The sequence below is a fragment of the Hydrogenophaga taeniospiralis CCUG 15921 genome (assembly GCF_001592305.1).
Classification (GTDB): Bacteria; Pseudomonadota; Gammaproteobacteria; order Burkholderiales; family Burkholderiaceae_C; genus Hydrogenophaga; species Hydrogenophaga taeniospiralis.
In genome coordinates, this window is the sequence record NZ_BCWR01000019.1 from 1 (window position 1) to 21363 (window position 21363).

The 21363-nt window shown below is 65.5% G+C and carries 30 protein-coding genes; 19 read left to right on the forward strand and 11 right to left on the reverse strand.

Annotated features, from left to right (window positions below; all coding sequences use genetic code 11):
- Positions 1-65: 65 nt before the first annotated feature.
- The 12 genes from rpsJ to HTA01S_RS20255 all read left to right on the forward strand — a co-directional run bounded on the left by rpsJ (position 66) and on the right by HTA01S_RS20255 (position 6134).
- Positions 66-380 (forward strand): 30S ribosomal protein S10, encoded by a 315-nt coding sequence (rpsJ, locus tag HTA01S_RS20200; RefSeq protein ID WP_068174613.1) that lies wholly within the window; start codon positions 66-68, stop codon positions 378-380.
- Positions 381-606: 226 nt separating this feature from the next.
- Positions 607-1281: a 50S ribosomal protein L3 gene (rplC, locus tag HTA01S_RS20205; RefSeq protein WP_068174615.1), complete on the forward strand. Its 675-nt coding sequence runs from the start codon at positions 607-609 to the stop codon at positions 1279-1281.
- A complete protein-coding gene (rplD, locus tag HTA01S_RS20210) occupies positions 1281-1901 on the forward strand; it encodes a 50S ribosomal protein L4 (RefSeq protein ID WP_068174616.1) in 621 nt (206 codons plus the stop codon). The genes rplC and rplD overlap by 1 nt, the downstream gene beginning before the upstream one ends.
- The gene (gene rplW / locus HTA01S_RS20215; RefSeq protein ID WP_068174618.1) at positions 1898-2212 is read left to right on the forward strand and encodes a 50S ribosomal protein L23; all 315 of its coding nucleotides are present in this window, start codon (positions 1898-1900) and stop codon (positions 2210-2212) included. Before rplD ends, rplW begins: the two co-directional genes overlap by 4 nt.
- 2 nt (positions 2213-2214) lie before the next feature.
- The gene (gene rplB, locus HTA01S_RS20220; protein ID WP_068174621.1) at positions 2215-3039 is read left to right on the forward strand and encodes a 50S ribosomal protein L2; all 825 of its coding nucleotides are present in this window, start codon (positions 2215-2217) and stop codon (positions 3037-3039) included.
- Between the two features lie 12 nt (positions 3040-3051).
- A complete protein-coding gene (gene rpsS / locus HTA01S_RS20225) occupies positions 3052-3327 on the forward strand; it encodes a 30S ribosomal protein S19 (protein WP_068174623.1) in 276 nt (91 codons plus the stop codon).
- Positions 3328-3336: 9 nt separating this feature from the next.
- A complete protein-coding gene (rplV, locus tag HTA01S_RS20230; protein ID WP_068174624.1) occupies positions 3337-3672 on the forward strand; it encodes a 50S ribosomal protein L22 in 336 nt (111 codons plus the stop codon).
- Positions 3673-3687: 15 nt separating this feature from the next.
- Entirely contained in the window at positions 3688-4563 is an 876-nt protein-coding gene (gene rpsC / locus HTA01S_RS20235) for a 30S ribosomal protein S3 (RefSeq protein WP_068174626.1), read from the forward strand.
- Between the two features lie 2 nt (positions 4564-4565).
- Positions 4566-4982 carry a 50S ribosomal protein L16 gene (gene rplP, locus HTA01S_RS20240; protein ID WP_068174628.1) on the forward strand — a complete coding sequence of 139 codons (417 nt, stop codon included), beginning with the start codon at positions 4566-4568 and terminating at the stop codon, positions 4980-4982.
- Positions 4983-4998: 16 nt separating this feature from the next.
- A complete protein-coding gene (gene rpmC, locus HTA01S_RS20245; RefSeq protein ID WP_068174629.1) occupies positions 4999-5205 on the forward strand; it encodes a 50S ribosomal protein L29 in 207 nt (68 codons plus the stop codon).
- Positions 5206-5214: 9 nt separating this feature from the next.
- Positions 5215-5484 (forward strand): 30S ribosomal protein S17, encoded by a 270-nt coding sequence (gene rpsQ, locus HTA01S_RS20250; protein WP_068174632.1) that lies wholly within the window; start codon positions 5215-5217, stop codon positions 5482-5484.
- A gap of 137 nt (positions 5485-5621) precedes the next feature.
- On the forward strand, positions 5622-6134 hold the full coding sequence (locus HTA01S_RS20255) for a peroxiredoxin (RefSeq protein WP_068174634.1): 513 nt from the start codon (positions 5622-5624) through the stop codon (positions 6132-6134).
- A 78-nt stretch (positions 6135-6212) separates the two neighbouring features.
- Here the strand turns inward: HTA01S_RS20255 and HTA01S_RS20260 are convergent, their stop codons facing one another.
- Complete coding sequence (locus HTA01S_RS20260) at positions 6213-6710, reverse strand: GNAT family N-acetyltransferase (protein WP_068174636.1); 498 nt, start codon at positions 6708-6710, stop codon at positions 6213-6215.
- Positions 6711-6791: 81 nt separating this feature from the next.
- Positions 6792-7466 (reverse strand): cytochrome b/b6 domain-containing protein, encoded by a 675-nt coding sequence (locus tag HTA01S_RS20265; RefSeq protein WP_068174638.1) that lies wholly within the window; start codon positions 7464-7466, stop codon positions 6792-6794.
- Between the two features lie 149 nt (positions 7467-7615).
- Here HTA01S_RS20265 and HTA01S_RS20270 point away from each other — a divergent pair, with 149 nt between their 5' ends.
- Positions 7616-8068 carry a c-type cytochrome gene (locus tag HTA01S_RS20270; RefSeq protein ID WP_068174640.1) on the forward strand — a complete coding sequence of 151 codons (453 nt, stop codon included), beginning with the start codon at positions 7616-7618 and terminating at the stop codon, positions 8066-8068.
- A gap of 98 nt (positions 8069-8166) precedes the next feature.
- On the opposite strand, the gene HTA01S_RS20275 is transcribed toward HTA01S_RS20270, so the two are convergent.
- The 3 genes from HTA01S_RS20275 to HTA01S_RS20285 all read right to left on the reverse strand — a co-directional run bounded on the left by HTA01S_RS20275 (position 8167) and on the right by HTA01S_RS20285 (position 10632).
- Positions 8167-8697 (reverse strand): TlpA family protein disulfide reductase, encoded by a 531-nt coding sequence (locus tag HTA01S_RS20275; protein ID WP_068174642.1) that lies wholly within the window; start codon positions 8695-8697, stop codon positions 8167-8169.
- 158 nt (positions 8698-8855) lie between these two features.
- Positions 8856-9323 carry a thioredoxin fold domain-containing protein gene (locus HTA01S_RS25415; RefSeq protein WP_245638160.1) on the reverse strand — a complete coding sequence of 156 codons (468 nt, stop codon included), beginning with the start codon at positions 9321-9323 and terminating at the stop codon, positions 8856-8858.
- Positions 9324-9366: 43 nt separating this feature from the next.
- On the reverse strand, positions 9367-10632 hold the full coding sequence (locus HTA01S_RS20285; protein ID WP_068174644.1) for a CaiB/BaiF CoA transferase family protein: 1266 nt from the start codon (positions 10630-10632) through the stop codon (positions 9367-9369).
- Between the two features lie 69 nt (positions 10633-10701).
- Between HTA01S_RS20285 and HTA01S_RS20290 the strand changes: the two genes are divergently transcribed.
- From HTA01S_RS20290 to gloA2, 6 genes are all read left to right on the forward strand, one after another.
- Entirely contained in the window at positions 10702-11265 is a 564-nt protein-coding gene (locus HTA01S_RS20290; protein WP_068174645.1) for a hypothetical protein, read from the forward strand.
- Positions 11266-11354: 89 nt separating this feature from the next.
- The gene (locus HTA01S_RS20295; RefSeq protein ID WP_068174647.1) at positions 11355-12623 is read left to right on the forward strand and encodes an MFS transporter; all 1269 of its coding nucleotides are present in this window, start codon (positions 11355-11357) and stop codon (positions 12621-12623) included.
- Positions 12624-12634: 11 nt separating this feature from the next.
- Entirely contained in the window at positions 12635-13081 is a 447-nt protein-coding gene (locus HTA01S_RS20300) for a PTS sugar transporter subunit IIA (RefSeq protein ID WP_068174649.1), read from the forward strand.
- Entirely contained in the window at positions 13050-13319 is a 270-nt protein-coding gene (locus tag HTA01S_RS20305) for an HPr family phosphocarrier protein (protein ID WP_068174652.1), read from the forward strand. The genes HTA01S_RS20300 and HTA01S_RS20305 overlap by 32 nt, the downstream gene beginning before the upstream one ends.
- A gap of 4 nt (positions 13320-13323) precedes the next feature.
- The gene (ptsP, locus tag HTA01S_RS20310; protein WP_068174654.1) at positions 13324-15090 is read left to right on the forward strand and encodes a phosphoenolpyruvate--protein phosphotransferase; all 1767 of its coding nucleotides are present in this window, start codon (positions 13324-13326) and stop codon (positions 15088-15090) included.
- Positions 15091-15119: 29 nt separating this feature from the next.
- Positions 15120-15542: an SMU1112c/YaeR family gloxylase I-like metalloprotein gene (gene gloA2 / locus HTA01S_RS20315; protein WP_068174656.1), complete on the forward strand. Its 423-nt coding sequence runs from the start codon at positions 15120-15122 to the stop codon at positions 15540-15542.
- A 56-nt stretch (positions 15543-15598) separates the two neighbouring features.
- On the opposite strand, the gene HTA01S_RS20320 is transcribed toward gloA2, so the two are convergent.
- The 6 genes from HTA01S_RS20320 to HTA01S_RS20345 are packed head-to-tail and all read right to left on the reverse strand — an operon-like array spanning position 15599 to position 21332.
- Positions 15599-16816, reverse strand: a complete 1218-nt coding sequence (locus tag HTA01S_RS20320) for a DegT/DnrJ/EryC1/StrS family aminotransferase (protein WP_245638161.1) — start codon at positions 16814-16816, stop codon at positions 15599-15601.
- Positions 16795-17763, reverse strand: a complete 969-nt coding sequence (locus tag HTA01S_RS20325) for a Gfo/Idh/MocA family protein (protein WP_068174658.1) — start codon at positions 17761-17763, stop codon at positions 16795-16797. The genes HTA01S_RS20320 and HTA01S_RS20325 overlap by 22 nt, the downstream gene beginning before the upstream one ends.
- A gap of 45 nt (positions 17764-17808) precedes the next feature.
- Positions 17809-18684, reverse strand: coding sequence for a sulfotransferase family protein (locus tag HTA01S_RS20330; RefSeq protein ID WP_068174659.1), 876 nt, complete (start codon positions 18682-18684; stop codon positions 17809-17811).
- A 17-nt stretch (positions 18685-18701) separates the two neighbouring features.
- On the reverse strand, positions 18702-19253 hold the full coding sequence (cysC, locus tag HTA01S_RS20335) for an adenylyl-sulfate kinase (protein ID WP_407656126.1): 552 nt from the start codon (positions 19251-19253) through the stop codon (positions 18702-18704).
- Complete coding sequence (locus HTA01S_RS26070; RefSeq protein ID WP_068174662.1) at positions 19243-20019, reverse strand: hypothetical protein; 777 nt, start codon at positions 20017-20019, stop codon at positions 19243-19245. Before HTA01S_RS26070 ends, cysC begins: the two co-directional genes overlap by 11 nt.
- Positions 20016-21332, reverse strand: coding sequence for a glycosyltransferase family 4 protein (locus HTA01S_RS20345; RefSeq protein ID WP_245638163.1), 1317 nt, complete (start codon positions 21330-21332; stop codon positions 20016-20018). The genes HTA01S_RS26070 and HTA01S_RS20345 overlap by 4 nt, the downstream gene beginning before the upstream one ends.
- Positions 21333-21363 lie beyond the last annotated feature (31 nt).

A 21363-nucleotide genomic window follows, 5' to 3' on the forward strand; every position in this document is an offset into this window, starting at 1 on the left:
GATTTGTTTGCGGGACCGGGCCCTGGGCCTGGTCCACAAGCGATTGACCAAACAAAGGAATTACCATGTCTTCCAAGCAAAAAATCCGCATCCGCCTCAAGGCCTTCGACTACAAGCTGATCGACACCTCGGCCGCCGAGATCGTTGACACCGCCAAGCGCACCGGCGCCATCGTCAAGGGCCCCGTGCCCCTGCCGACGCGCATGAAGCGTTTCGACATCCTGCGTTCGCCGCACGTCAACAAGACCAGCCGCGATCAGCTCGAAATCCGCACCCACCAGCGTCTGATGGACATCGTGGATCCGACCGACAAAACGGTGGATGCCCTGATGAAGCTTGACCTGCCGGCCGGCGTGGACGTCGAAATCAAGCTGCAGTAAACACTCTGCGCGGTTCCGCTGGCAAATGCTGCCGGTGGACTTGCAAAAAAAAAGCCTGCTGGTTATACTGGCAGGCTTTTCAAGCTTTGGCTTGAGAGGTTCGGCTTTGCGCCGATGCGGCCTGTCAATTTTGCAGTTGCCGTATTCCTAAAACGTGTCGGTGCCCTCTGGGGCGGGCCGATGCACCATCAGCCCCGGCCAATTGAAGTCGGGAACGGAGAAAACAATGAGTCTTAGCAACTCCCTCGGGTTGTTGGGTCGCAAGGTGGGCATGATGCGCCTGTTCACCGATGACGGGGACGCAGTTCCTGTCACGGTGGTCGACGTGTCCAACAACCGTGTGACACAAGTCAAAACTCAAGCCAACGATGGCTACGATGCGCTGCAGGTCACCTTTGGTGTCCGCCGTGCTTCCCGCGTCACCAAGCCCGAAGCGGGCCACCTGGCGAAAGCCGGTGTTGAAGCGGGTGAGATCATCCAGGAATTCCGCGTCGCCTCCGACGTCGCTGCCCAGTACCAGCCTGGTGCCGTGGTGGCTGCCAATGCGATCTTCGCAGCGGGCCAGAAGGTGGACGTGCAAGGTACTTCGATCGGTAAAGGTTTTGCCGGCACCATCAAGCGCCACAACTTCAAATCCCAGCGCGCCTCGCACGGCAACAGCCGTTCGCACAACGTGCCGGGTTCGATCTCCATGGCCCAGGATCCGGGTCGCGTGTTTCCGGGCAAGAAGATGACCGGCCACATGGGCGATCAGACCAAGACCATCCAGAACCTGGACATCTTCCGCGTTGACGAAGCCCGCCAACTGCTGATGATCCGTGGCGCTGTGCCGGGCTCCAACGGCGGTTTCCTGACCGTTCGCCCCGCTGTCAAAGCCAAAGTCAACAAGGGAGCTAACTGATGCAAGTTGAACTCCTGAATGACCAGGGTCAAGCCTCGTCCAATGTGGACGTGCCCGAGACCGTGTTTGGTCGCGACTACAACGAAGCGCTGATTCACCAGCTGGTGGTGGCTTATCAAGCCAACGCCCGCCAGGGTACGCGTGCTCAAAAAGACCGTGAAATGGTCAAGCACTCGACGAAGAAGCCGTTCAAGCAAAAAGGCACGGGCCGCGCCCGCGCCGGTATGACGTCTTCCCCGCTGTGGCGCGGAGGCGGTCGCATTTTCCCGAACAGCCCCGACGAAAACTTCACCCAGAAGCTCAACAAGAAGATGTACCGCGCCGGCATGGCGTCCATCTTCTCGCAACTGGTGCGTGAAGGCCGCCTGGCCGTGGTCGATTCCATCAAGGTGGACTCGCCCAAGACCAAGCAGCTCGCCGACAAGTTCAAGGCCATGAACCTGAACCACGTTCTGGTGATCGCCGAAGAAATCGACGAAAACCTGTACCTGGCTTCGCGCAACCTGCCCAACGTGCTCGTCGTTGAGCCGCGTTACGCCGATCCGGTGTCGCTGGTGCACTACAAGAAGGTGATCGTCACCAAGGGTGCCATCGACCAGCTCAAGGAGATGTTCGCATGAGCGTCACGAAATACGACGAAGGCCGTCTGATGCAGGTTCTCGTGGCACCCATCGTGTCCGAGAAGGCCACTCAGGTCGCCGAGCAGACCAACGCCGTGATGTTCAAGGTGTTGCGCGATGCTTCCAAGCCCGAAATCAAGGCCGCTGTTGAACTGATGTTCAAGGTGCAGGTCAAGGGCGTTTCCGTGCTCAACCAGAAGGGCAAATCCAAGCGTTTTGGCAAGACCGTTGGTCGTCGCGACCACGTGCGCAAGGCCTACGTGACGCTGATGCCGGGTCAAGAGCTGAACTTCGGCGGAGAGGGCGTTTAATCATGGCAGTCATCAAGATGAAACCGACCTCACCAGGCCGTCGCGGCATGGTGAAGGTCACGCGTGACCACCTGCACAAGGGTGAAGGTTTTGCGCCGCTGCTGGAGCCCCAGTTCCAGAAGGCTGGCCGCAACAACAACGGTCACATCACCACCCGCCACAAAGGCGGTGGTCACAAGCACCACTACCGTGTGGTCGACTTCCGTCGCAACAAGGACGGCATTCCGGCCAAGGTCGAACGCATCGAATACGACCCGAACCGCACCGCCCACATTGCGCTGCTGTGCTACGCCGACGGCGAGCGTCGTTACATCATCGCCCCGCGTGGTGTTGAAATCGGTGCCACGCTGTTGTCCGGCTCGGAGTCGCCGATTCGTGTCGGCAACACCCTGCCGATCCGCAACATCCCGGTCGGTTCGACCATCCACTGCATCGAGCTGCAGGTTGGCAAGGGCGCGCAAATCGCCCGTTCCGCTGGCGCTTCGGCTGTGCTGCTGGCCCGCGAAGGCATCTACGCCCAGGTGCGCATGCGCTCGGGTGAAGTGCGCAAGGTCCACGTGGACTGCCGCGCCACCATCGGCGAAGTGTCCAACCAGGAGCACAGCCTGCGCCAGTTGGGCAAGGCCGGTGTGAAGCGTCACATGGGCATTCGTCCGACCGTTCGCGGTACCGCGATGAACCCGATCGACCACCCGCACGGTGGTGGTGAAGGCAAGACCGGCGAAGGCCGCGCGCCGGTGGATCCGTGGGGCAACCTGACCAAGGGCTATCGCACCCGCAACAACCGCCGCACGCAGTCGATGATCGTGTCGCGTCGCAAGAAGTAAAGGGTTGACAACATGACACGCTCACTCAAAAAAGGCCCCTTCGTTGACCATCACCTGATGGCCAAAGTGGAAAAGGCCGTGTCCAGCAAGGACAAAAAACCTGTCAAGACCTGGTCGCGTCGCTCCATGATCCTGCCCGATTTCATCGGACTGACCATCGCCGTTCACAACGGCAAGCAGCACGTGCCCGTGTACATCACCGATCAGATGGTTGGACACAAGCTCGGCGAGTTCTCGCTGACGCGCACGTTCAAAGGCCATCCGGCCGACAAAAAAGCGAAGAAGTAAGGACCAACCATGAGTACAGAAACCCGCTCTGTCGTTCGCGGCGTGCGCCTGTCGGTGGACAAAGGCCGACTGGTTGCCGACCTGATTCGCGGCAAAAAGGTCGACCAGGCCCTGAACATCCTGGCGTTCACGCAGAAGAAGGCCGCTGGCATCGTCAAGAAGGCCCTGGAGTCTGCCATCGCCAACGCTGAACACAACGATGGCGCCGACATCGACGAACTGAAGGTCACCACGATCTACGTCGAACAAGGTGCCACGCTCAAGCGCTTCTCGGCCCGCGCCAAAGGCCGCGGCAACCGCATCAGCAAACCCACGTGTCACATCTACGTGACGGTTGGCAACTGAAGAGGTCACAGGAATATGGGACAGAAAATCAACCCGACCGGGTTCCGCCTCGCAGTTTCCCGCAACTGGGCCAGCCGTTGGTATGCCAGCAACCGCGATTTCGCGGGCATGCTGGCCGAAGACATCAAGGTGCGTGAGTACCTGAAGGCCAAGCTGAAGAACGCCGCCGTCTCACGCGTCGTGATCGAGCGTCCTGCCAAGAACGCACGCATCACCATTTACTCGGCACGTCCGGGCGTGGTGATCGGCAAGAAGGGCGAAGACATCGAGAAGCTGAAGAAAGAACTGGCCGCCAAGCTGGGCGTGCCGGTTGCGGTCAACATCGAAGAAGTGCGCAAGCCTGAAATCGATGCCAAGCTGATCGCCGACAGCATCACGCAGCAGCTCGAAAAGCGCATCATGTTCCGCCGCGCCATGAAGCGCGCTATGCAGAACGCCATGCGTCTGGGTGCTCTGGGCATCAAGATCATGTCGTCCGGTCGTCTCAACGGTATCGAAATCGCTCGTTGCGAGTGGTACCGCGAAGGCCGCGTGCCGCTTCACACCCTGCGCGCCGACATCGACTACGGCACATCCGAAGCCAAGACCACCTACGGCATCATCGGTGTCAAGGTCTGGGTCTACAAGGGCGACACCCTGGGTCGCAACGATGCGCCCGTGGTCGCAGAAGCGCCGCGTGCCGAAGAAGAGCGCCGTCCGCGTGGTCCGCGCCGCGAGCGTCCGGCAGGTCCTCCTGCCCGCGCAGCGGTTCGCCGCCCTGGCGCCAATGCCGCCCCGGCCGATGGCAGCGACAAGCCTGCCGAAGCCACGGGTGGTGACACCAAACCCGCCGTTAAGCGCGTTCGTAAAGACGCACCCGCATCTGCAGCTGCGGACGGCAAAGGAGAATAAACATGTTGCAACCCGCTCGTCGCAAATACCGTAAAGAGCAAAAAGGACGCAACACGGGCGTCGCCACCAGTGGCGCCACCGTGGCGTTCGGTGACTTCGGTCTGAAGTCCACCGATCGCGGTCGTCTGACGGCCCGCCAGATCGAAGCCGCACGCCGTGCGATTTCCCGTCACGTCAAGCGTGGCGGCCGTATCTGGATCCGCGTGTTCCCGGACAAGCCGATTTCCCAGAAGCCTGCCGAAGTCCGTATGGGCAACGGCAAGGGCTCGGTGGAGTACTACGTGGCTGAAATCCAGCCTGGCAAGGTGCTCTACGAGATCGTGGGTGTGCCCGAGCAGCTGGCGCGCGAAGCGTTCACGCTGGCCGCCGCCAAGCTTCCGCTGCGCACCACGTTCGTGACGCGCCTGTTGGGTCAGTGATTCAGGAGAACACAAGATGAAAACTGCTGAACTGCGCCAAAAGGATGTGGCCGGCCTCGAAGCCGAAGTGAAATCGCTGCAAAAGGCCCACTTCGGTCTGCGTATGCAAAAAGCCACGCAACAACTCAACAACAACGCCACGCTGGGCGACACCCGTCGTGCGATTGCCCGTGCCAAGACCATCCTGTCCGAGAAGCAGCGTGCTGCGGCCGCGGCCAAATAAGGAGTGACCATGACGGAAGCTAAAACATCCCTCAAGCGCACCTTGGTTGGCAAGGTGGTCAGCGACAAGCGTGCCAAGACCGTGACGGTTCTGGTCGAGCGCCGTGTGAAGCACGAGCTGTACGACAAGATCGTTGCCAAGTCGAGCAAGTACCACGCACACGACGAAAACGGCGAATACAAGACGGGCGACGTGATCGAGATCACCGAAAGCCGTCCGCTGTCCAAGACGAAGAACTGGGTGGCCACGCGCCTGGTGCAGAAAGCCGCACTGGTGTAAGCCTCTTTGTGCTGCGCGCAGCACAGATCCGAAAAGCGACCGACAATTCGGTCGCTTTTTCTTTTTCCGATCCACTTTTCTGTGGGGCGGGACGGCTGGCCTTCGGGCCTTATCTACACATATACGAGGAGCAACACATGATCCAGGTGGGTGACAAGATTCCGGCGGCCACGCTGATGGAGTACATCGAGGTTGAAGGCAATGGTTGCAGCATCGGACCGAACCCGGTCGATACGCAGAAGGCCAGCGCGGGAAAGACGATCGCTGTGTTTGGTTTGCCCGGCGCATTCACGCCCACCTGCTCGGCCAAGCATGTGCCCGGCTATGTGGAGCAGTTCGACGCGTTCAAGGCGGCGGGCGTGGACGAAATCTGGTGCCTGAGCGTGAACGATGCGTTCGTGATGGGGGCTTGGGCGCGCGACCAGAAGACCGGCGACAAGGTTCGCATGCTCGGTGACGGTGATGCCGCCTTCGCCAAGGCCACCGGTCTGACGCTGGACCTGACGGGCAAGGGCCTCGGCCTGCGCAGCAACCGCTATTCGATGCTGCTCAAGGATGGCGTGGTGCAGACGCTGAACATCGAGGGGCCCGGCAAGTTCGAAGTGAGCGATGCCGCCACCCTGTTGGCACAGGCACGCGCAGCCGGCTGAATGGGCTGAAGAACCCCAAAAGAGGGGGCAGATCGCCATCGGCGGTCTGCCCCTTTTCTTTGTGATCGCGCCCGCGGGTCACAGCGCGACTTTGAGGTAGTGCGCCCCGGGCAATGGGTTGTGGTAGTAGGGCGGGACCTCAATGAATCCGGCTTCCTGGTAGAGCGCGCGTGCGGCTTCCATGTCGCTCAAGGTGTCGAGCAGCATGGTGGTGTAGCCGGCCAACTGCGCGCGCGACATGATCTGTTCGACCAGTTGCCGGCCCAGGCCAAAGCCCCGAAATGCGCGGCGGACAAACAGGCGCTTCATTTCGCAGGCGTTGAGGTGGTCGCTGTTGGCCAGTGGACGAAAAGCGCAGCAACCCGCTGGCGCGCCGTCCACCCGGGCCAGCATCAAGCCTCCCGCCGGTTCCGCGTAGTCGCCGGGCAGGTTGTCGAGCTCGGCCTCGAAACCCTGGAAACACAGATCAATGCCCAGATCGGCCTGATAGTCGAGGAAGAGTGCACGCGCGGCTTGCAGATCTTCCGGCGTCTGGGCCAGGTGCAGGGTGATCTCGGCGGAAACAGGCTCGGTCATGGACACGACAGGATGCGGCAGGGCATCGGCGGAAGTCAGTCGGCCTGTGACTATACGACAAGGCGCCGGGCGCGGGGTGGGTCAGAAGGTCGTGGCCGCACCGAGCCCGACCAACCGATTCACCGCCACCGCACACAGCACCAACACGCCCAAGGCGAACAGGCGGGTGCGCACCGTGTCCCGTGCGCTGGGCATGGGCGCCTGCACCTGCTTGTCGCCGTCGATCATGGGACGGACCAGCCGCTCCTTCTTGACCAGCTTGTAATAGCCGATGGCCAGCAGATGCAAGGCCACAAGCGCCACCACGAACAGCTTGCCAACACTCCTGTGGTAGGTGGTCGCCAGACCCACGGTGTCGCCCGAGACCAGGGCCACCAGCGGTCCGGAGAAGGCGATCTCGTCGTCGCTGAACAGGCCGCTGCCCACCTGGGCCAGCAGGATGGCCAGCAAGGCGAACACCGACAAGGCGCCCAGCGGGCTGTGGCCCACCCGGTGCTCGGGCCGGGCCTGGCCCCGGAGATATGCCAACACCGTTCCCGGCGCGTAGACAAAGCTGGAAAAGCGCGACCAGTGCCCGCCCACAAAACCCCAGACCAGTCGGAACAACAACAAGGTCAGCACGGCATAGCCCAGGCGCAGATGCCAGTTCATCCAGTTGCCGCCGACATTGGCGGTGATGATCTGTCCGATGACGCAGAGCACCAGGGCCCAGTGAAACAGGCGGGTCGGCAGATCCCAGACGCGTACGGTGTGCATGGCAGGACTCCAGACAATGGGTCGACGCCGATTATGGAGACGATCGCACGAATCCGGTTCCCGAGGAACCAAAGTGCCTGTGCCACACTCTGCGCGGTGTAGCGCTCAACGCCTACATCCTGTCAGATCCCCACCGCAAAGGAGTTCACATGAAGGCTCTCGCATCGCTTGCATTGGTCGTTCCCCTGGTTGGACTGTCTGCGCCGGCCATGGCGCAGTTCCAGAAAGCCGAGGACGCGGTCAAGTACCGCAAATCGGTCCTGACGGTCATGGGCCATCACTTTGGCCGGATCGGCGCCATGGCCAACGGACGGGTTCCGTTCGACGCCCAGGTGGCGGCCGACAACGCCGCGCTGGTGGAGACGCTGAGCAAGCTGCCATTCGTGGCCTTCGGCGAGGGGACCGACAAGGGCGAGACCCGGGCCAAGCCGGACATCTGGACCGACCAGGCCAAGTTCAAGCAGGCGGCCGAGAAAATGCAGGCCGAGGTGGCCAAGCTGTCGGCCGCGGCCAAGACCGGCAACCTGGACAGCGTGAAAGAGGCCTTTGGCGCCGCGGGAAAAAGCTGCAAGGCTTGCCACGACGCGTTCCGCAAGGACTGAGAGGCCCGGCGCTGGGCCAGGGCCAAGCCGGAAAATCAAAGAGGGGCTGACGCCGTTCAACGTCAGCCCCTCTTCTTTGGACGGCATGCTCCCCGGGGTCAGCTCTGGGCCAGCAGTTCCTCGATCAGACTGTGCAGGGCCGTGAAGTCGGGTTCGCCGACAAAGCGCTTCACGATGCGGCCTTGTTTGTCCAGCAGGTAGGTGGTGGGCGTGAGCCGGACGTCGCCCCAGCTTTTGGCCAGCTCACCCGTGTTGTCGAACGCCACCTTGAAGGGCAACTGCCGGGTCTGGGTGAAATTGAGCACCCAGGCGGGCGGGTCGTAGCTCATGGCCACCGCAACGGTGTCGTAGCCCTGACCCTTGTATTTGTTGTGGGTGTTGACCAGCGACGGCATTTCCTTCACGCAGGTCACACAGGTGGTGGCCCAGAAGTTCACCAGGGTCACCTTGCCCTTGAAGTCGGCGGTGGTGGTGGTCGTACCGTCGAGCAGCACGAAGGTGGACGCGGGGGCGTCCTCCCGAGCGGCGCAGCCGGTCAGCGCCAGCACTGCGGAGACGCTCAGGGCCAGCAGGACGGCAAAGAACGGGCGCCTGGAAGCCTGGAGGGGAAGGCGGAATGCGTGGATCATGGTGAGGCGGCGGCGGGGGGAAACGTGGAGCGATACCCGGCGGATCGGATGGGCGTCAAGAACGCACCGTTTTGAGATCGCGTTGCTCACCGGGAGTTCCATCCACGCTGTGGGCGTTGCAGTTTAACGAAACGGGCATCACCCGTGTCTGCGCCAGGTCAAGCTCGTTTCAGCGCCTGGCGGGCCGTGGTCAGTCGTGCGTCCAGGTAGTCGCCGTAGAAGTCGGGCACGGCAACGCCGACCAGGCGCTCGGCCAGTTCGCGACCGTCCGGGCCCAGGAACAACACCGTGGGCGCAAAACGCGCATTCCACCGCCGCGCCTGTTCGGCCGGGGTGGTGTTTTCCCCGCCAAAGCCCTGCAGGTTGCTGGTGCGGTCCCGGATGTCGATCTGCACCGCGTGCACCAGGCCGTCGCGCCGCATGGGCAGCAGGTGGTGGTTGCGCACCAGATCGCAGTACGGGCAGCCGGGCAATGTGGTCATGACCACCAGCGGCTCGCCCCGTGCGGCCGCGGCCTGGGCGGCCGCGCGCAGCGACGCGGGGCTGGGCAATGCGGCTTTGGTGTCCGACGCCGGGCGGGATGTGGGCTCCGTGGCGGGCGGGGCGGCGGTTGTGGGCGTGGTCATGGGCGGTCGGCTGGGTGGATGTGGGGCGGTTGCAGTGTCCCTTTCAGACGATGCCACGCCGTTGAAGTTCAGACAAGCGTTGCGGTGAATCGCCCAGCCAGTCGTTCAACACCTCGGCCGTGTGCTGGCCCAGCAGCGGTGGCGGTAGATCGTTGCGAACGGGGGTGGCGCTGAGTTTGAGCGGGCTTGCCACCAGGTCCAGCGTGTCGGCCAGCGGGTGCGCCCAGGTGTGGACCATGCCACGCGAGCGCACGTGTTCGTCGGCAAACACCTCGGCCAGGTTGTTGATCGGGCCGCAGGGCACCTTGGCCGCTTCAAGCGCGCCGAGCCAGTCGGCCTTGCCACGGGTCTTCATCAGCGACGCCAGCTCGGGCACCAGGGTGTCGCGGTGGCGCACGCGGTCCTGGTTGCGGGCGAAAAGCGCGTCGGCGGCCAGCTCGGGCCGACCGGCCACCTCGCAGAACTTGGCGAACTGGCCGTCGTTGCCCACGGCCAGGATGATGTGCTGTGGTGCGCCCTGGGCGTCGGGCGCCACCTCGAACACCTGGTACGGCACGATGTTGGCGTGCGCGTTGCCGGCGCGGCCCGGCACCTTGCCGTCTTCGCGGCCCCGCACCAGGTAGTTGGCGCCCAGGTTGGCCAGCATCGCCACCTGGGTGTCGAGCAGCGCCATGTCGATGTGCTGTCCTTCGCCGGTGCGCTCGGCGTGGCGCAGCGCGGCCTGGATCGCCACGGTGGCGTACAGGCCGGTGAACAGGTCGGCCACGGCCACACCCACCTTTTGCGGTCCGCCCCCGGGCAGGTCGTCGCGCTCGCCGGTCACGCTCATCAGGCCGCCCATGGCCTGGATCGCGAAGTCGTAGCCGGCGCGGTCCTGGTAGGGGCCGGTCTGGCCAAAACCGGTGATCGAGCAGTAGACCAGCCGGGGGTTGATCGCCCGCAGTCGCTCGTAGTCCAGCCCATAGCGCGCCATGTCGCCGACCTTGTAGTTCTCGACGAACACGTCGGCCTTGGCCGCCAGTTCGCGGATCAGGGCCTGGCCTTCGGGCTGGGCGATGTCGCAGGTGATGGAGCGCTTGTTGCGGTTGGCGCCCAGGTAGTAGGCGGCCTCGGCGGTGTCGGCACCGTCGTGCCCGCGCAGAAACGGCGGACCCCAGCCACGCGTGTCGTCGCCGCCGGGGTGTTGGGGGCCAGGCGGGCGCTCCACCTTCACCACATCGGCGCCCAGATCGGCCAGCGTTTGCGTGCACCAGGGGCCGGCGAGCACGCGCGACAAATCAAGTATGCGGATACCATCCAGAGCGTTCATTTCGCCATTGTGCGCGACCCGGCCTGCGCCGGCCGTCGCCGACGCAAGGCCGACTTCCGCTGGAATCCCATGCTGCTCCCTGTCCTGGCCGGTGTGCGTCGCGCGTGCCGTCGTCTGCCCCGTGTCGCCGGCCTGGCCGTGCTGGCTTTGTGTGCCTGCAGCCCCACGTTCAACTGGCGCGAATTGCGCCCTGAGGGCTCGCCCTTGCTGGCCCTCATGCCCTGCAAGCCCGAGAGCGCCGTGCGCGCCGTGCCGCTGGGTGGCGCGCCGACCGAGCTGCACATGCACAGCTGCGACACCGGCGGCCTGACCTTTGCCGTGGCTTGGGCCGACATGGGCGAGGGGGCCCATGTACCCGAGGCACTGGCGCAGTGGCGCGTGGCCACGCTGGCCTCGATGCGGGTGGACCCGGCACTCGCGGATGCGCCGCAGACGCAGTGGAGTGCTGCGGTGCCGGGGGCCGAGCGCGTGCAGGGGCTGGTGGCGGCTGGCACCGGCCACGACGGTCGGGTGGTGCACGCGCGGGCCCTGTATTTCGCGCGTGGGGCGCAGCTGTACCAGGCAGCGGTGTACGGCCCGACCCTGCCCGACGCCGTGGTCGACACCTTTTTCGAAGGGCTGCGCTTGCCGTGAAGCCACCGATCGAGCCAGACGTCGCCACCCCGCCGCACCGAGAGCCCGGGCCGGTGCGCTACCTGGCCACACCGCACGGTGTACCCCCATTGACCGCGCCGGATGTGTTGGGCGCGCGGGCGGCGGTGCTGGTGTTTCTCGCATTCGCGCTGGCCTACTTTCTTTCAGCGCTGGTGCGCGCGGTCACGGCCACGCTGTCACCCATCCTGAGCGTCGAACTCGCCCTGCAGGCCAGCGACCTGGGACTGCTGGCGGGCGGCTACTTTCTCGGTTTCGCGCTGACCCAGCTGCCGCTGGGCAACTGGCTGGACCGCCACGGACCGCGGCGGGTGATCCTGGGCTTTTTGGGCGTGGCGGTGCTGGGCTGCGTGGCGTTTGCGCTGGCCACCGGTTTTTCGGGCCTGCTGGCCGCGCGCGTGCTCACCGGCATGGGCGTGAGTGCCTGCCTGATGGCGCCGCTCACCGGCTACCGCCGCTGGCTCACACCCGCGACGCAGATGCGCACCAACTCCTGGATGCTCATGACCGGTTCGCTGGGCATGGTGGCGGCCACGCTGCCGGTGCAATGGTTGCTGCCGCTGACCGGCTGGCGTGGCCTGTTCTGGGCACTGGCGGCGCTGTTCGTGCTGGCCATGACCGGCATTGCGCTGGCGGTGCCTGCGTGGCGCAAGGCCGCCACCCTGTCGACACCGGAGGGGCCACGCGAGGCCGGCACGCCAGCGGGTTATGGCCTGGTCTGGCGCCATCCCTACTTCCAGCAGATGGTGCCGATCGGCTTCTTCAACTACGGCGGCATGGTGGCCGTGCAAACGCTCTGGGCCGGCCCCTGGATGGTCAAGGTTGCGGGCTATTCGCCCCAGCAGTCGGCGGCCGGCCTGTTCGGCATCAACCTGTCCATGCTTTGTGCGTTCTGGCTCTGGGGCATGATCAACCCGGGTCTGGCGCGGCGTGGCCTGCGCGCCGAGCGGCTGATCGCCTGGGGCTTGCCGCTGAGCCTGTGCGTGTTGCTGAGCATCGTCTGGCTGGGGGCCGGCGCGGGTTGGCTGCTGTGGGCGCTGTTTTGTGTCTGCAGCACCTTTGTGGCGCTGTCGCAGCCGGCGGTGGCGCTGGCGCTGCCGGCCGAAGCGGCCGGGCGGGCGCTCTCGGCCTACAACCTGATCATTTTCGCGGGGGTGTTCACCGTGCAATGGGGCGTGGGCTTGGCGATCGACGCGCTGGCCGTGTTCGGCTGGAGCGAACCCGACCGCTACCGGGGCGCGGTGGGCGTGTTCCTGGGGTGTTGCGTGCTGGCCTATCTGGCCTTTTTGCGCTTGTTGCTTCGTGCCCGAAGGCGTGGCGCGCTGCCCCAACACCGCTAAACTGCTCTGCTATGAACGGCATCCTCATCATTGCACACGCCCCGCTGGCTTCGGCCTTGCGCCAATGCGTGCTGCACGTGTTCCCCGACAGCGCGAACGCGGTGTCGGCGCTGGATGTCCAACCCAATGTACCGCCCGAAGAATCGCTGGCCCAGTCGCGCGCGCTGATGCGCCAGCTCGGCCTGCCCAACACCCTGGTCGTGACCGACGTGTTCGGCGCCACGCCCTGCAACGTGGCGCAGAGGCTGGTCGACGGCGTGAGCTCCAAGCTCATCACCGGCGTCAACCTGCCCATGCTGCTGCGTACCGTGTCCTACCGCCACGAGTCGCTCGATGCGCTCGTTTCGCGCGCCATGATCGGCGCCACGCAGGGTGTCATCCAGGTGGCGGTGACCGCTCCCCAGAACCAGGCCCGAAGAGCCACCCATGATCAAGACCACCGTGACCATCAGCAATAAGCTCGGGCTGCACGCACGCGCCTCGGCCAAACTCACCAAACTCGCGGCCAGCTTCGCCAGCGAAGTGTGGATGTCGCGCGGCGAGCGCCGTGTCAACGCCAAGAGCATCATGGGCGTCATGATGCTGGCCGCCGGCCTGGGCAGCACGGTTGAGATCGAGACCATCGGCAGCGACGAGCAGGTGGCCATGGACGCGCTGGTGGCGCTGGTGAACGACAGGTTCGGCGAAGGAGAGTGAGCGCATGAGCTTCACGGTCCACGGCCAGGCGGTCTCCCGGGGCATCGCCATCGGGCGGGCCGTCATCGTCGCCTCCAGCCGCGTGGATGTGGCGCACTACTTCGTCACGGCCGACCAGACCACCGCCGAAATCGAGCGACTGCGCCAGGCGCGCAACGCGGTGATGGAAGAGATCGTGCGTGTGCAGCAAGGTTTGGGTGAGCTCGGTTCCAACGACGCCCATCCCGAACTCAGCGCCTTGCTCGACGTGCATCTGATGCTGCTGCAGGACGAGCAGCTCATCAGCGGCGTCAAGCACTGGATCGTGGACCGGCACTACAACGCCGAGTGGGCACTGACGACCCAGCTGGAGGTGATCGCGCGCCAGTTCGACGAGATGGAAGACCCCTATCTGCGCGAGCGCAAGGCCGACCTGGAGCAGGTGGTCGAGCGCATGCTGCGGTTCATGCGTGGCGTGGCCTCGCCCATCATGGCGCCGGTACGGACCGAGGCCCGGCGCGATGCCGCGCACGACAGCGTGGTCGATGTGCCCCTGGTGCTGATCGCACACGACCTCTCGCCCGCCGACATGCTGCAGTTCAAGCAGAGCGTGTTCGCCGGCTTCGTGACCGACGTCGGGGGCAAGACCAGCCACACCGCCATCGTCGCGCGCAGCATGGACATCCCGGCGGTGGTCGGCGCGCGTTCGGCCAGCCACCTGGTCGAGCAGGACGACTGGGTCATCATCGACGGCGACGCCGGCGTGGTGCTGGTGGATCCTTCGCCCGTTCTGCTGGCCGAATACGGCTTCAAGCAGCGCCAGGGCGAGGTCGAGCGCGAGCGCCTCTCGCGCCTGAAGAACACCCCGGCCGTCACGCTCGACGGCCAGCGGATCGAACTGCAGGCCAATATCGAGCAACCCGACGATGCGGTGGCTGCCCTCAAGGCCGGCGCCGTGGGCGTGGGCCTGTTCCGCACCGAATTCCTGTTCATGGGCCGCAATGGCAAACTGCCCGACGAGGAAGAGCAGTACCAGGCCTACCGCCGCGCGGTCGAAGGCATGCAGGGCCTGCCGGTGACCATCCGCACGGTGGACGTGGGGGCCGACAAACCGCTGGACCGCACGCCGGTGCGCGCGGGCGAAGACCACCTCAACCCCGCGCTGGGTCTGCGCGCCATCCGCTGGAGCCTGGCCGACCCGGCGATGTTCCTCGCCCAGTTGCGCGCCATCCTGCGCGCGGCCGCGCACGGCTCGGTCAACCTGCTCATTCCCATGCTGGCCCACGCCAGCGAGATCCGCCAGACCCTGGTGCTGGTGGACCGGGCGCGCGAGCAGCTCAACACCCGCGGTCAGGTCTACGGCCCGGTGCGGCTGGGCGCGATGATCGAAATCCCCGCGGCGGCGCTGACCATCCCGCTGTTCCTGCGGCACTTCGACTTCCTGTCCATCGGCACCAACGACCTGATCCAGTACACCCTGGCGATCGACCGCGCCGACGAGGCCGTCGCCCATCTCTACGACCCGGTGCATCCGGCCGTGCTGCAACTGCTCGCGAGCACGATTGCGCAGTGCCGGGCGCAGGGCAAGGGGGTGAGCGTGTGCGGCGAAATGGCCGGTGACGTGACCATGACGCGTCTGCTGCTCGGGCTGGGTCTGCGCACGTTTTCCATGCATCCATCCCAGATTCTGGCGGTCAAGCAACAGATCCTGCGCAGCGACACCGCACGGCTGCAGGTCTGGGCGCAAAGCGTGCTGGTCGCCGAGGACCCGGCGGCCCTGATGGCCGACTGAGCGGCACAGAAGCCGAGGGCACCCGCGCCATGCTGCTGCGCATCCACCACGCCGCGATCATCTGCGCTGACTACGAGCGGTCCCGGCGCTTCTATACCGAGGTGCTGGGCCTGCGCGTGCTCGCTGAGCACTACCGCGAGCCGCGCCAGAGCTGGAAGCTTGATCTGGCCCTGGCCGACGGCTCGCAGATCGAGCTGTTTTCGTTCCCGAACCCGCCGCCAAGACCGTCTTTCCCGGAAGCGCAGGGCCTGCGGCATCTGGCCTTTGAGGTAGACGATGTGGCGCAGTGCAAGCAGGGGCTGGAAGCGATGGGGGTGGCGGTGGAACCGGTGCGTGTGGACGAATACACCGGCCGGCGTTTCGTGTTTTTCTCTGACCCCGATGGCTTGCCTCTGGAGCTGTACGAAGCAGCCCAGGGCGAAGAGGTGGCTGGTGGGTCTGAGATGGGCTAAAGCGCCGACGACAGGCACGACGGTCCGCCAGTTGTCGCAGGGCGCTGCGCGGAATGTCAGGATTCCGAGCGTGCGGTCATTGCCGCTGCCACCGTCGCGTGCCTCAACGCCATGGGAAGGATGTCGACGATCCGGTTGATTTCCCCCTCGTTCAGTGCCGGATACAGCGGCAGGGCCAGCGAACATTGCGCCAGGCGCTCGCTGTGTGGCAGCGAAGCGCCGCCGTGCACCGCGGCCAGCGCACGGTGGCGGTGCAGCGGTATCGAGTAGTAGACCCGGGTCGCGATGCCTTCCTGGGCCAGTGCGTCCGCCAGGGCATCGCGATGCACACCGGAGTCGAGCGTCACGACGAAGTAGTTCCACGCATGCCCCACGTGGTCGGGCGGCAGTGTCAGCCCCGGCACCGCGGCCCAGGCTGCGAGATAGCGCGAGGCGATCCGGCGGCGTCGCGCGAGTGCCTCGGGAAACGTCTCCAGCGCGATCTGCAGCAGGGCTGCCTGCAGTTCGTCCATGCGACTGTTGCGACCCAGGCACAGGTGTTCGTTGGCCTCGTGACCGTGGTTGCGAAGCAGGCGGGCCTGTCGCGCGTGCCGTGCGTCGGCAAACGCCAACGCACCCGCGTCCCCCGCGGCTCCCAGTGTTTTGGTGGGGTAGAAGCTCATCGCTGCCGCATCGCCCCAGGTGCCGGCCATGCGGGCCGGTTCGCCCGGTGCGGCGCAACTGGCGCCCAGGCACTGCGCGATGTCCTCGACCAGCCACAGCCGGTGCATGCGGCAGTAGGCGGCAAGCGCGGGCAGGCCCGAGGCGTCGCCGAACAGGCCGACCGCGAGCACGGCACGGGTACGCCCGCCATGGGCCGCGCGGTGCGCTTCCAGCGACGGCAAGAAGCCGCCCGCGCCACAGTCCACGAACACCGGTTGAGCGCCGGCGGCGAGCACGGCTTCGGCGCATGCCACGAAGGTGTAGGCGGGCAGCATGACTTCATCGTCGGCCCGGCCACCGCCGAGCGTGCCGACACCGAGTGCGGCGAGCGCCAGGCACAAGGCATCGGAGCCGGAACTGACGGCAACCACCTCGCGCGCGTCGAGCATCGCCGACAGCGACGCCTCGAAGGCGCGCACCTGCGGGCCGAGCACGTACACGCCGCTGCGCAGCACGTCCGCGCAGGCGCGGGTCATGCGCGCGGCCAGGTCGGGATCGTCGCAGAGCGGCGACAGGAAGAAGGGGATGGCGGCTCTCGCGGTGTAGGGTGTCATGCGTCGAGGATGCGGCATGCGCGGACCACGGCGGCCAGCCCGTCGCCTCCCGTGGCGACGGCGCTGGCCTCGCCACGGATGGCCCGGCTGAACGCCACGTATTGTCGGCACAGCGCGTCCATGTCGGCGTGGCGCCGGGCCTCGGGGCAGCGCAGATCGAGCGTCAGCGGACCGTCCTCTGCCTGCACCTGCATCACGGCTTCGGGCGCGGTGGCGCCAAACCCACTTTCGAAAACGGCCACCAGTCCACCGAGCTGCACACGCGCGCGCACCACGGTGGCGCTCACCCGGCGTTCGATCAGTTCCAGCGGAGCGTCGTTGGAGATGCCGCACAGCCAAGCCATGAGATCTATGTCGTGCACCATCAGGTCCAGCACGCTGTCCGTCGCGGCGCTTTGGCGCGAAGAGCTGCGCCGGAAATGCAGGAACGGGTCGCGTCGGCCCCGGTGACGTTGCGCGGCTTCTTGCAACGCGGCTCGGCGCGCGTCATGCAGCAACGGATTGAAGCGCTCGATGTGGCCGGTGCACAGCATCACTCCCTGTTGACGCGCGGCACGCAACATGCGGATGCCATCGGCCGCTGTCAGGCACAACGGCTTCTCGACCAGCACATGGCAGCCACGCGCCATCAGCGCGATGGCCACCTCGGCATGTGCTGTGTCGCTGGTGGCGACGGTCGCCGATGCGATGTCCGGAGGCAACTCGTCGACATGGCGCAGGAGCGGCAGCAAACCCAGGACGGGGTCCGGCGGCAGCGTTGCGGAGGGGTCGACCATGGCCCGAAGATGAAAGCCCGGCAGCCCGGCCAGCTTGCGTGCATGGGTACTGCCGAAGCGTCCCAGGCCGACGACCGCATGCGCCAGCGCGGTGGGGGCGGGAACCAAGGTGATGGCGGTCGCGGCATCGGCTTCGTTGCCTCTGGAAATCGCCAGATCTTCATTGAATGAAAGGGGCGTGGAACTCATTGCCGAGGCGTCTGGTACCACCGGCGCGCGATGCCTGAGGCCGGATCAGTGGTGGTTGTGCAGTTCATATCCCAGCTCGACAAGGAGGCCGCCCGCAACACGTTCGAAGTCCCGGACTTCTTCTTCGCTCAATTCTTCCCGCCAGGAACCGATGCGTTCAACGCCCGGTCGTTCCATTGTTCTGCGCTGCTGGCGCAGGCGCTGCGCATGGCTCGCGATGACCGTGCCATCCAGTGAGCGACGAGTCCGGTGTTCTTCCAGCCTCTGGGGTGCGCGCTCCTGGTGGTTCAGCAGCTGGTTCGACCAGGGCAGATCCAGGAAATCGCACAGTTGCCGCAATACGGCCTCCGGCCGCGCCACCAGATCTTCGTAGAAGATCTCGATGTAGTGGGTGCGGCCGAGGCCTGCGTTGCGGGCGGCCAGCACACGGTCCATCCAGGCACGCGCCAGGACTTCGGGTTCGTGGCCCGGCGAGAACCATTGCTGGCGCCATGACGCCACCACATCGCGGCCGTCGCGAATGAGATGGATGAACCGGGCCTCTGGCAACAGCGTGGCAATCGCGCCGATGTGCAGCGAATAGTCCGGCGTCTTTTCGCCCCAACGTGGCTTGCCGAAGCGTTGCGCGTAGAGCCGGTAAAAAGTCCGCAGTCCGTCAGCCACGGTGAAAGGTTCCAGGGCTTGCACGGCCTCGGCCAGTGCCTCGCGCGCGAGGCCGAAGTCCTCCCAGTTGGGGGCGTGGGGCGGATAGGCGGTGACCGTGTCGACAAAGCGTGCGCGAAGATCGTTCGTCGATCCGTTCAACGCCGAGGCGGCAACGACGAAACTCGTCTCGGGCGGGATCGCGAGGTCGGGATGGGCGTCGAGCATCAGCCGCAGCAGCGTCGTGCCCGAGCGAGGCGCGCCCACGATGATCGGCATGCGGAGATGGTGGTGGCTCATGGCGTCGTGTCCCCGATCAACGCGAGCAGTTCGCGCACGGCGGGCTGCAGCCCCATCCGCATGGGGTTGATTGCCAGGCGGGGTGCCTCCGGCGCCTCATAGGGCGCGCTGACGCCGGTGAACAAGGCGAGTTCGCCTCGCCGGGCCTGGCGATACAGGCCCTTGACGTCAGCGGCCTCGCACACTTCCAGCGGTGTGCTGACGTGGATTTCCAGGAAACGATGCGCCCCGATGATGGAACTGGCATGTGCCCGGTCGGCGCGCAAGGGCGAGATCAAGGTCGCAATGACGATCAGGCCGGCGTCGTTCATCAGCCGGGCGACCTCGGCGGCGCGGCGGATGTTCTCGCTGCGCTCGTGTGGGAGAAAACCAAGGTCCCGGTTCAGCCCGCGGCGCAGGGTGTCGCCGTCGAGCATGACGCATCGGCGGCCGCTGTCATTCAATGCCAGGGACAGTGTCCGGCCCAAGGTGGTCTTGCCCGCGCCGCTCAGGCCGGTGAGCCACAGGGTGAGGGGTAAATCGGCAGGCATCGATGCTTCAGCGAGCATGGCCTCGCAGATGCTCGGCCACAGCCTGCAGGTGGGCGCCCCGAATGACGTGCTTGTAGATGCCGGCCGCAACGCGCTCTTCGCCGGCACTCTCGAAGAAGGGCTTGGTAGCGGGCGCCTCGGCCTGCTCATAGCGCGTGGGTTGGGCCGTGAACAGGCACTCTCTGCCATAGGCTTCAGCGCCGAATTCCGCAATGAAGCCCTCAAACTCGCGCTGCAGTTGCCCGCCAAAGGAGCGGGTGTAGCCGTACAGGTCGTCCAGCTTGGATCGCCACTCCTGGACCCCCAGTTCGACCACGACATGCTCCTCGGCCGCGAGGCGTGCCGGCGGGCAGGGATGCCCGACGGTCGGGTAGCCGAAGCTGAGCACCGGATGGCCGTTCGCCTTTGCTTGGAGGGCGACCTGATTGGCCAGCACGCGGCACAAGTCGTGGGAGGGGTTGTAGTCCTCCGCTTCGTCCGCGACGATGCATTCGATGTTCTGTTCGATCACATGGGCTGTCAGCGCGTCGAGCCATCGCGCGAACATAGCCGTGTCGCCGTCCAGCAGGGCCTGGTAGATCGCCGTATCAGCCACCGGCGCGAGCACCTGCGGAAGCCAGCTGGCGCCTGCACGCTCCAGGTTGTCGACCGTGGAGCCCAACCGTGGCACGCCGTTCGATCCGGCGCCGTCGGTGAGCACCACCACCTGCGGTCGCTCTTTCCGAAGCCATTTCCACAGCAGCAACTCATGCCCTGGATGGGCAGCAATCAACAAGTGTTTCATGTGCGCTGACTTTTCGCCTGAAGGTAGGTGGAAATCCGCCGTAGCGGCGCAGTGAGGCGCCACGATCGGCTGGCATGGATCTCGCGCAACTGCGCGCGCATGCCGGTGATCTCGTCGTCCCACTGCGCGCGCACCTCGGTGACCTCGTTTCGCGCTTGCCGCTCGGCGTCAACCAGGCGCGAACTGGTCTCGTCGATCCGCGCGTGGAGCGCGGCGGCATGCTCGGTGAGCCGCTGAATTTCGGCGCGCCAGGCATCGGCCTGAACCTGATGCGCGCGCTGCTGATCGTTGAATGCCTGTTGCAATCCCGCGATGTGCTGGTGCAGCGCGGCAAGGCCCATGTGCGCGGTGGTGGCGTTGCCGCGCCGGATCCAGTCGTCCACGTAGCGCGCCATCTCCAGTGCGCGCTGCTCCGCCGGGACCAGGATGACTGCATGGGTGTCGATCATTCGGTGCACGCAGTGTTCCAGCGCGGACAGCGTGGTGTCCAGTCCGCAGTGCCTGCGGGCCCAGTCTGCGGCTTCGCGTGCATCCTTCGCATTGAACTTGTCGAGTTCGGCCATCACGTTTTGCCGCGTGATCGGCCGCGTCATGAGGGCTCTGCCAAAATTCCAGCGACGTGCATGCGCCACCGTGGCGGTTGTCACCATCTCCCCCATGCCCACGCTCGGATCGAGTGCCACCACCGCGTTGCCGGTGACCAGCGCCTCCGTGGCACAGCGCCCCTTGCCGAAAACGATGTCGTACCGCCCCAGCGCGGCGGCCGGGTCCGGCAGGTGGTTGCCGCTGCCGCTGCCTATCACGTCCAGCGCAAGACCTCGTTCGGTGCATGCGGCGCGAACCTCTTCGAGCTGGGCATCGTGCGATGCATAGTTGCTGAAAACCAGCGCCGTACGGGGCGTGGCTGGCAAGGGCGCGCGTGGCAGGAAGCGCGAGAGGTCGATCCCGTTCTGGATGAGTTCGATGCGCTGGCGCTCGATGCCGAACTCGTGCATCAACCGCTCGGCGCAGTTCTCGTCGACCGCAACATGACGCACCACCTGGGAGAACTGTGGCGGTCGGCCATGGTCCGCGCTGCGGTCGTGGCAGATCGACAGGACAGGGACATCATGGAAATGCAGCAGCGCGCGAACCGTTTCGTGGTGCGTATTGCCAATGATGACGTCGGGTCGCGCGGCCATGTCTGCGACGTCGGTGATGCACGCGATCGAAGCGTGGCGCAATTCGTCGGCCATGTCGCCAAAAGCGGTGGCGAAAACGGTCACCGCGTGGCCACGCCGACGCATCCAGAGCGCCAGGTCGCGCGTGAACATCTCGGCTCCCGTGCGATGCACGAGGTAGCAC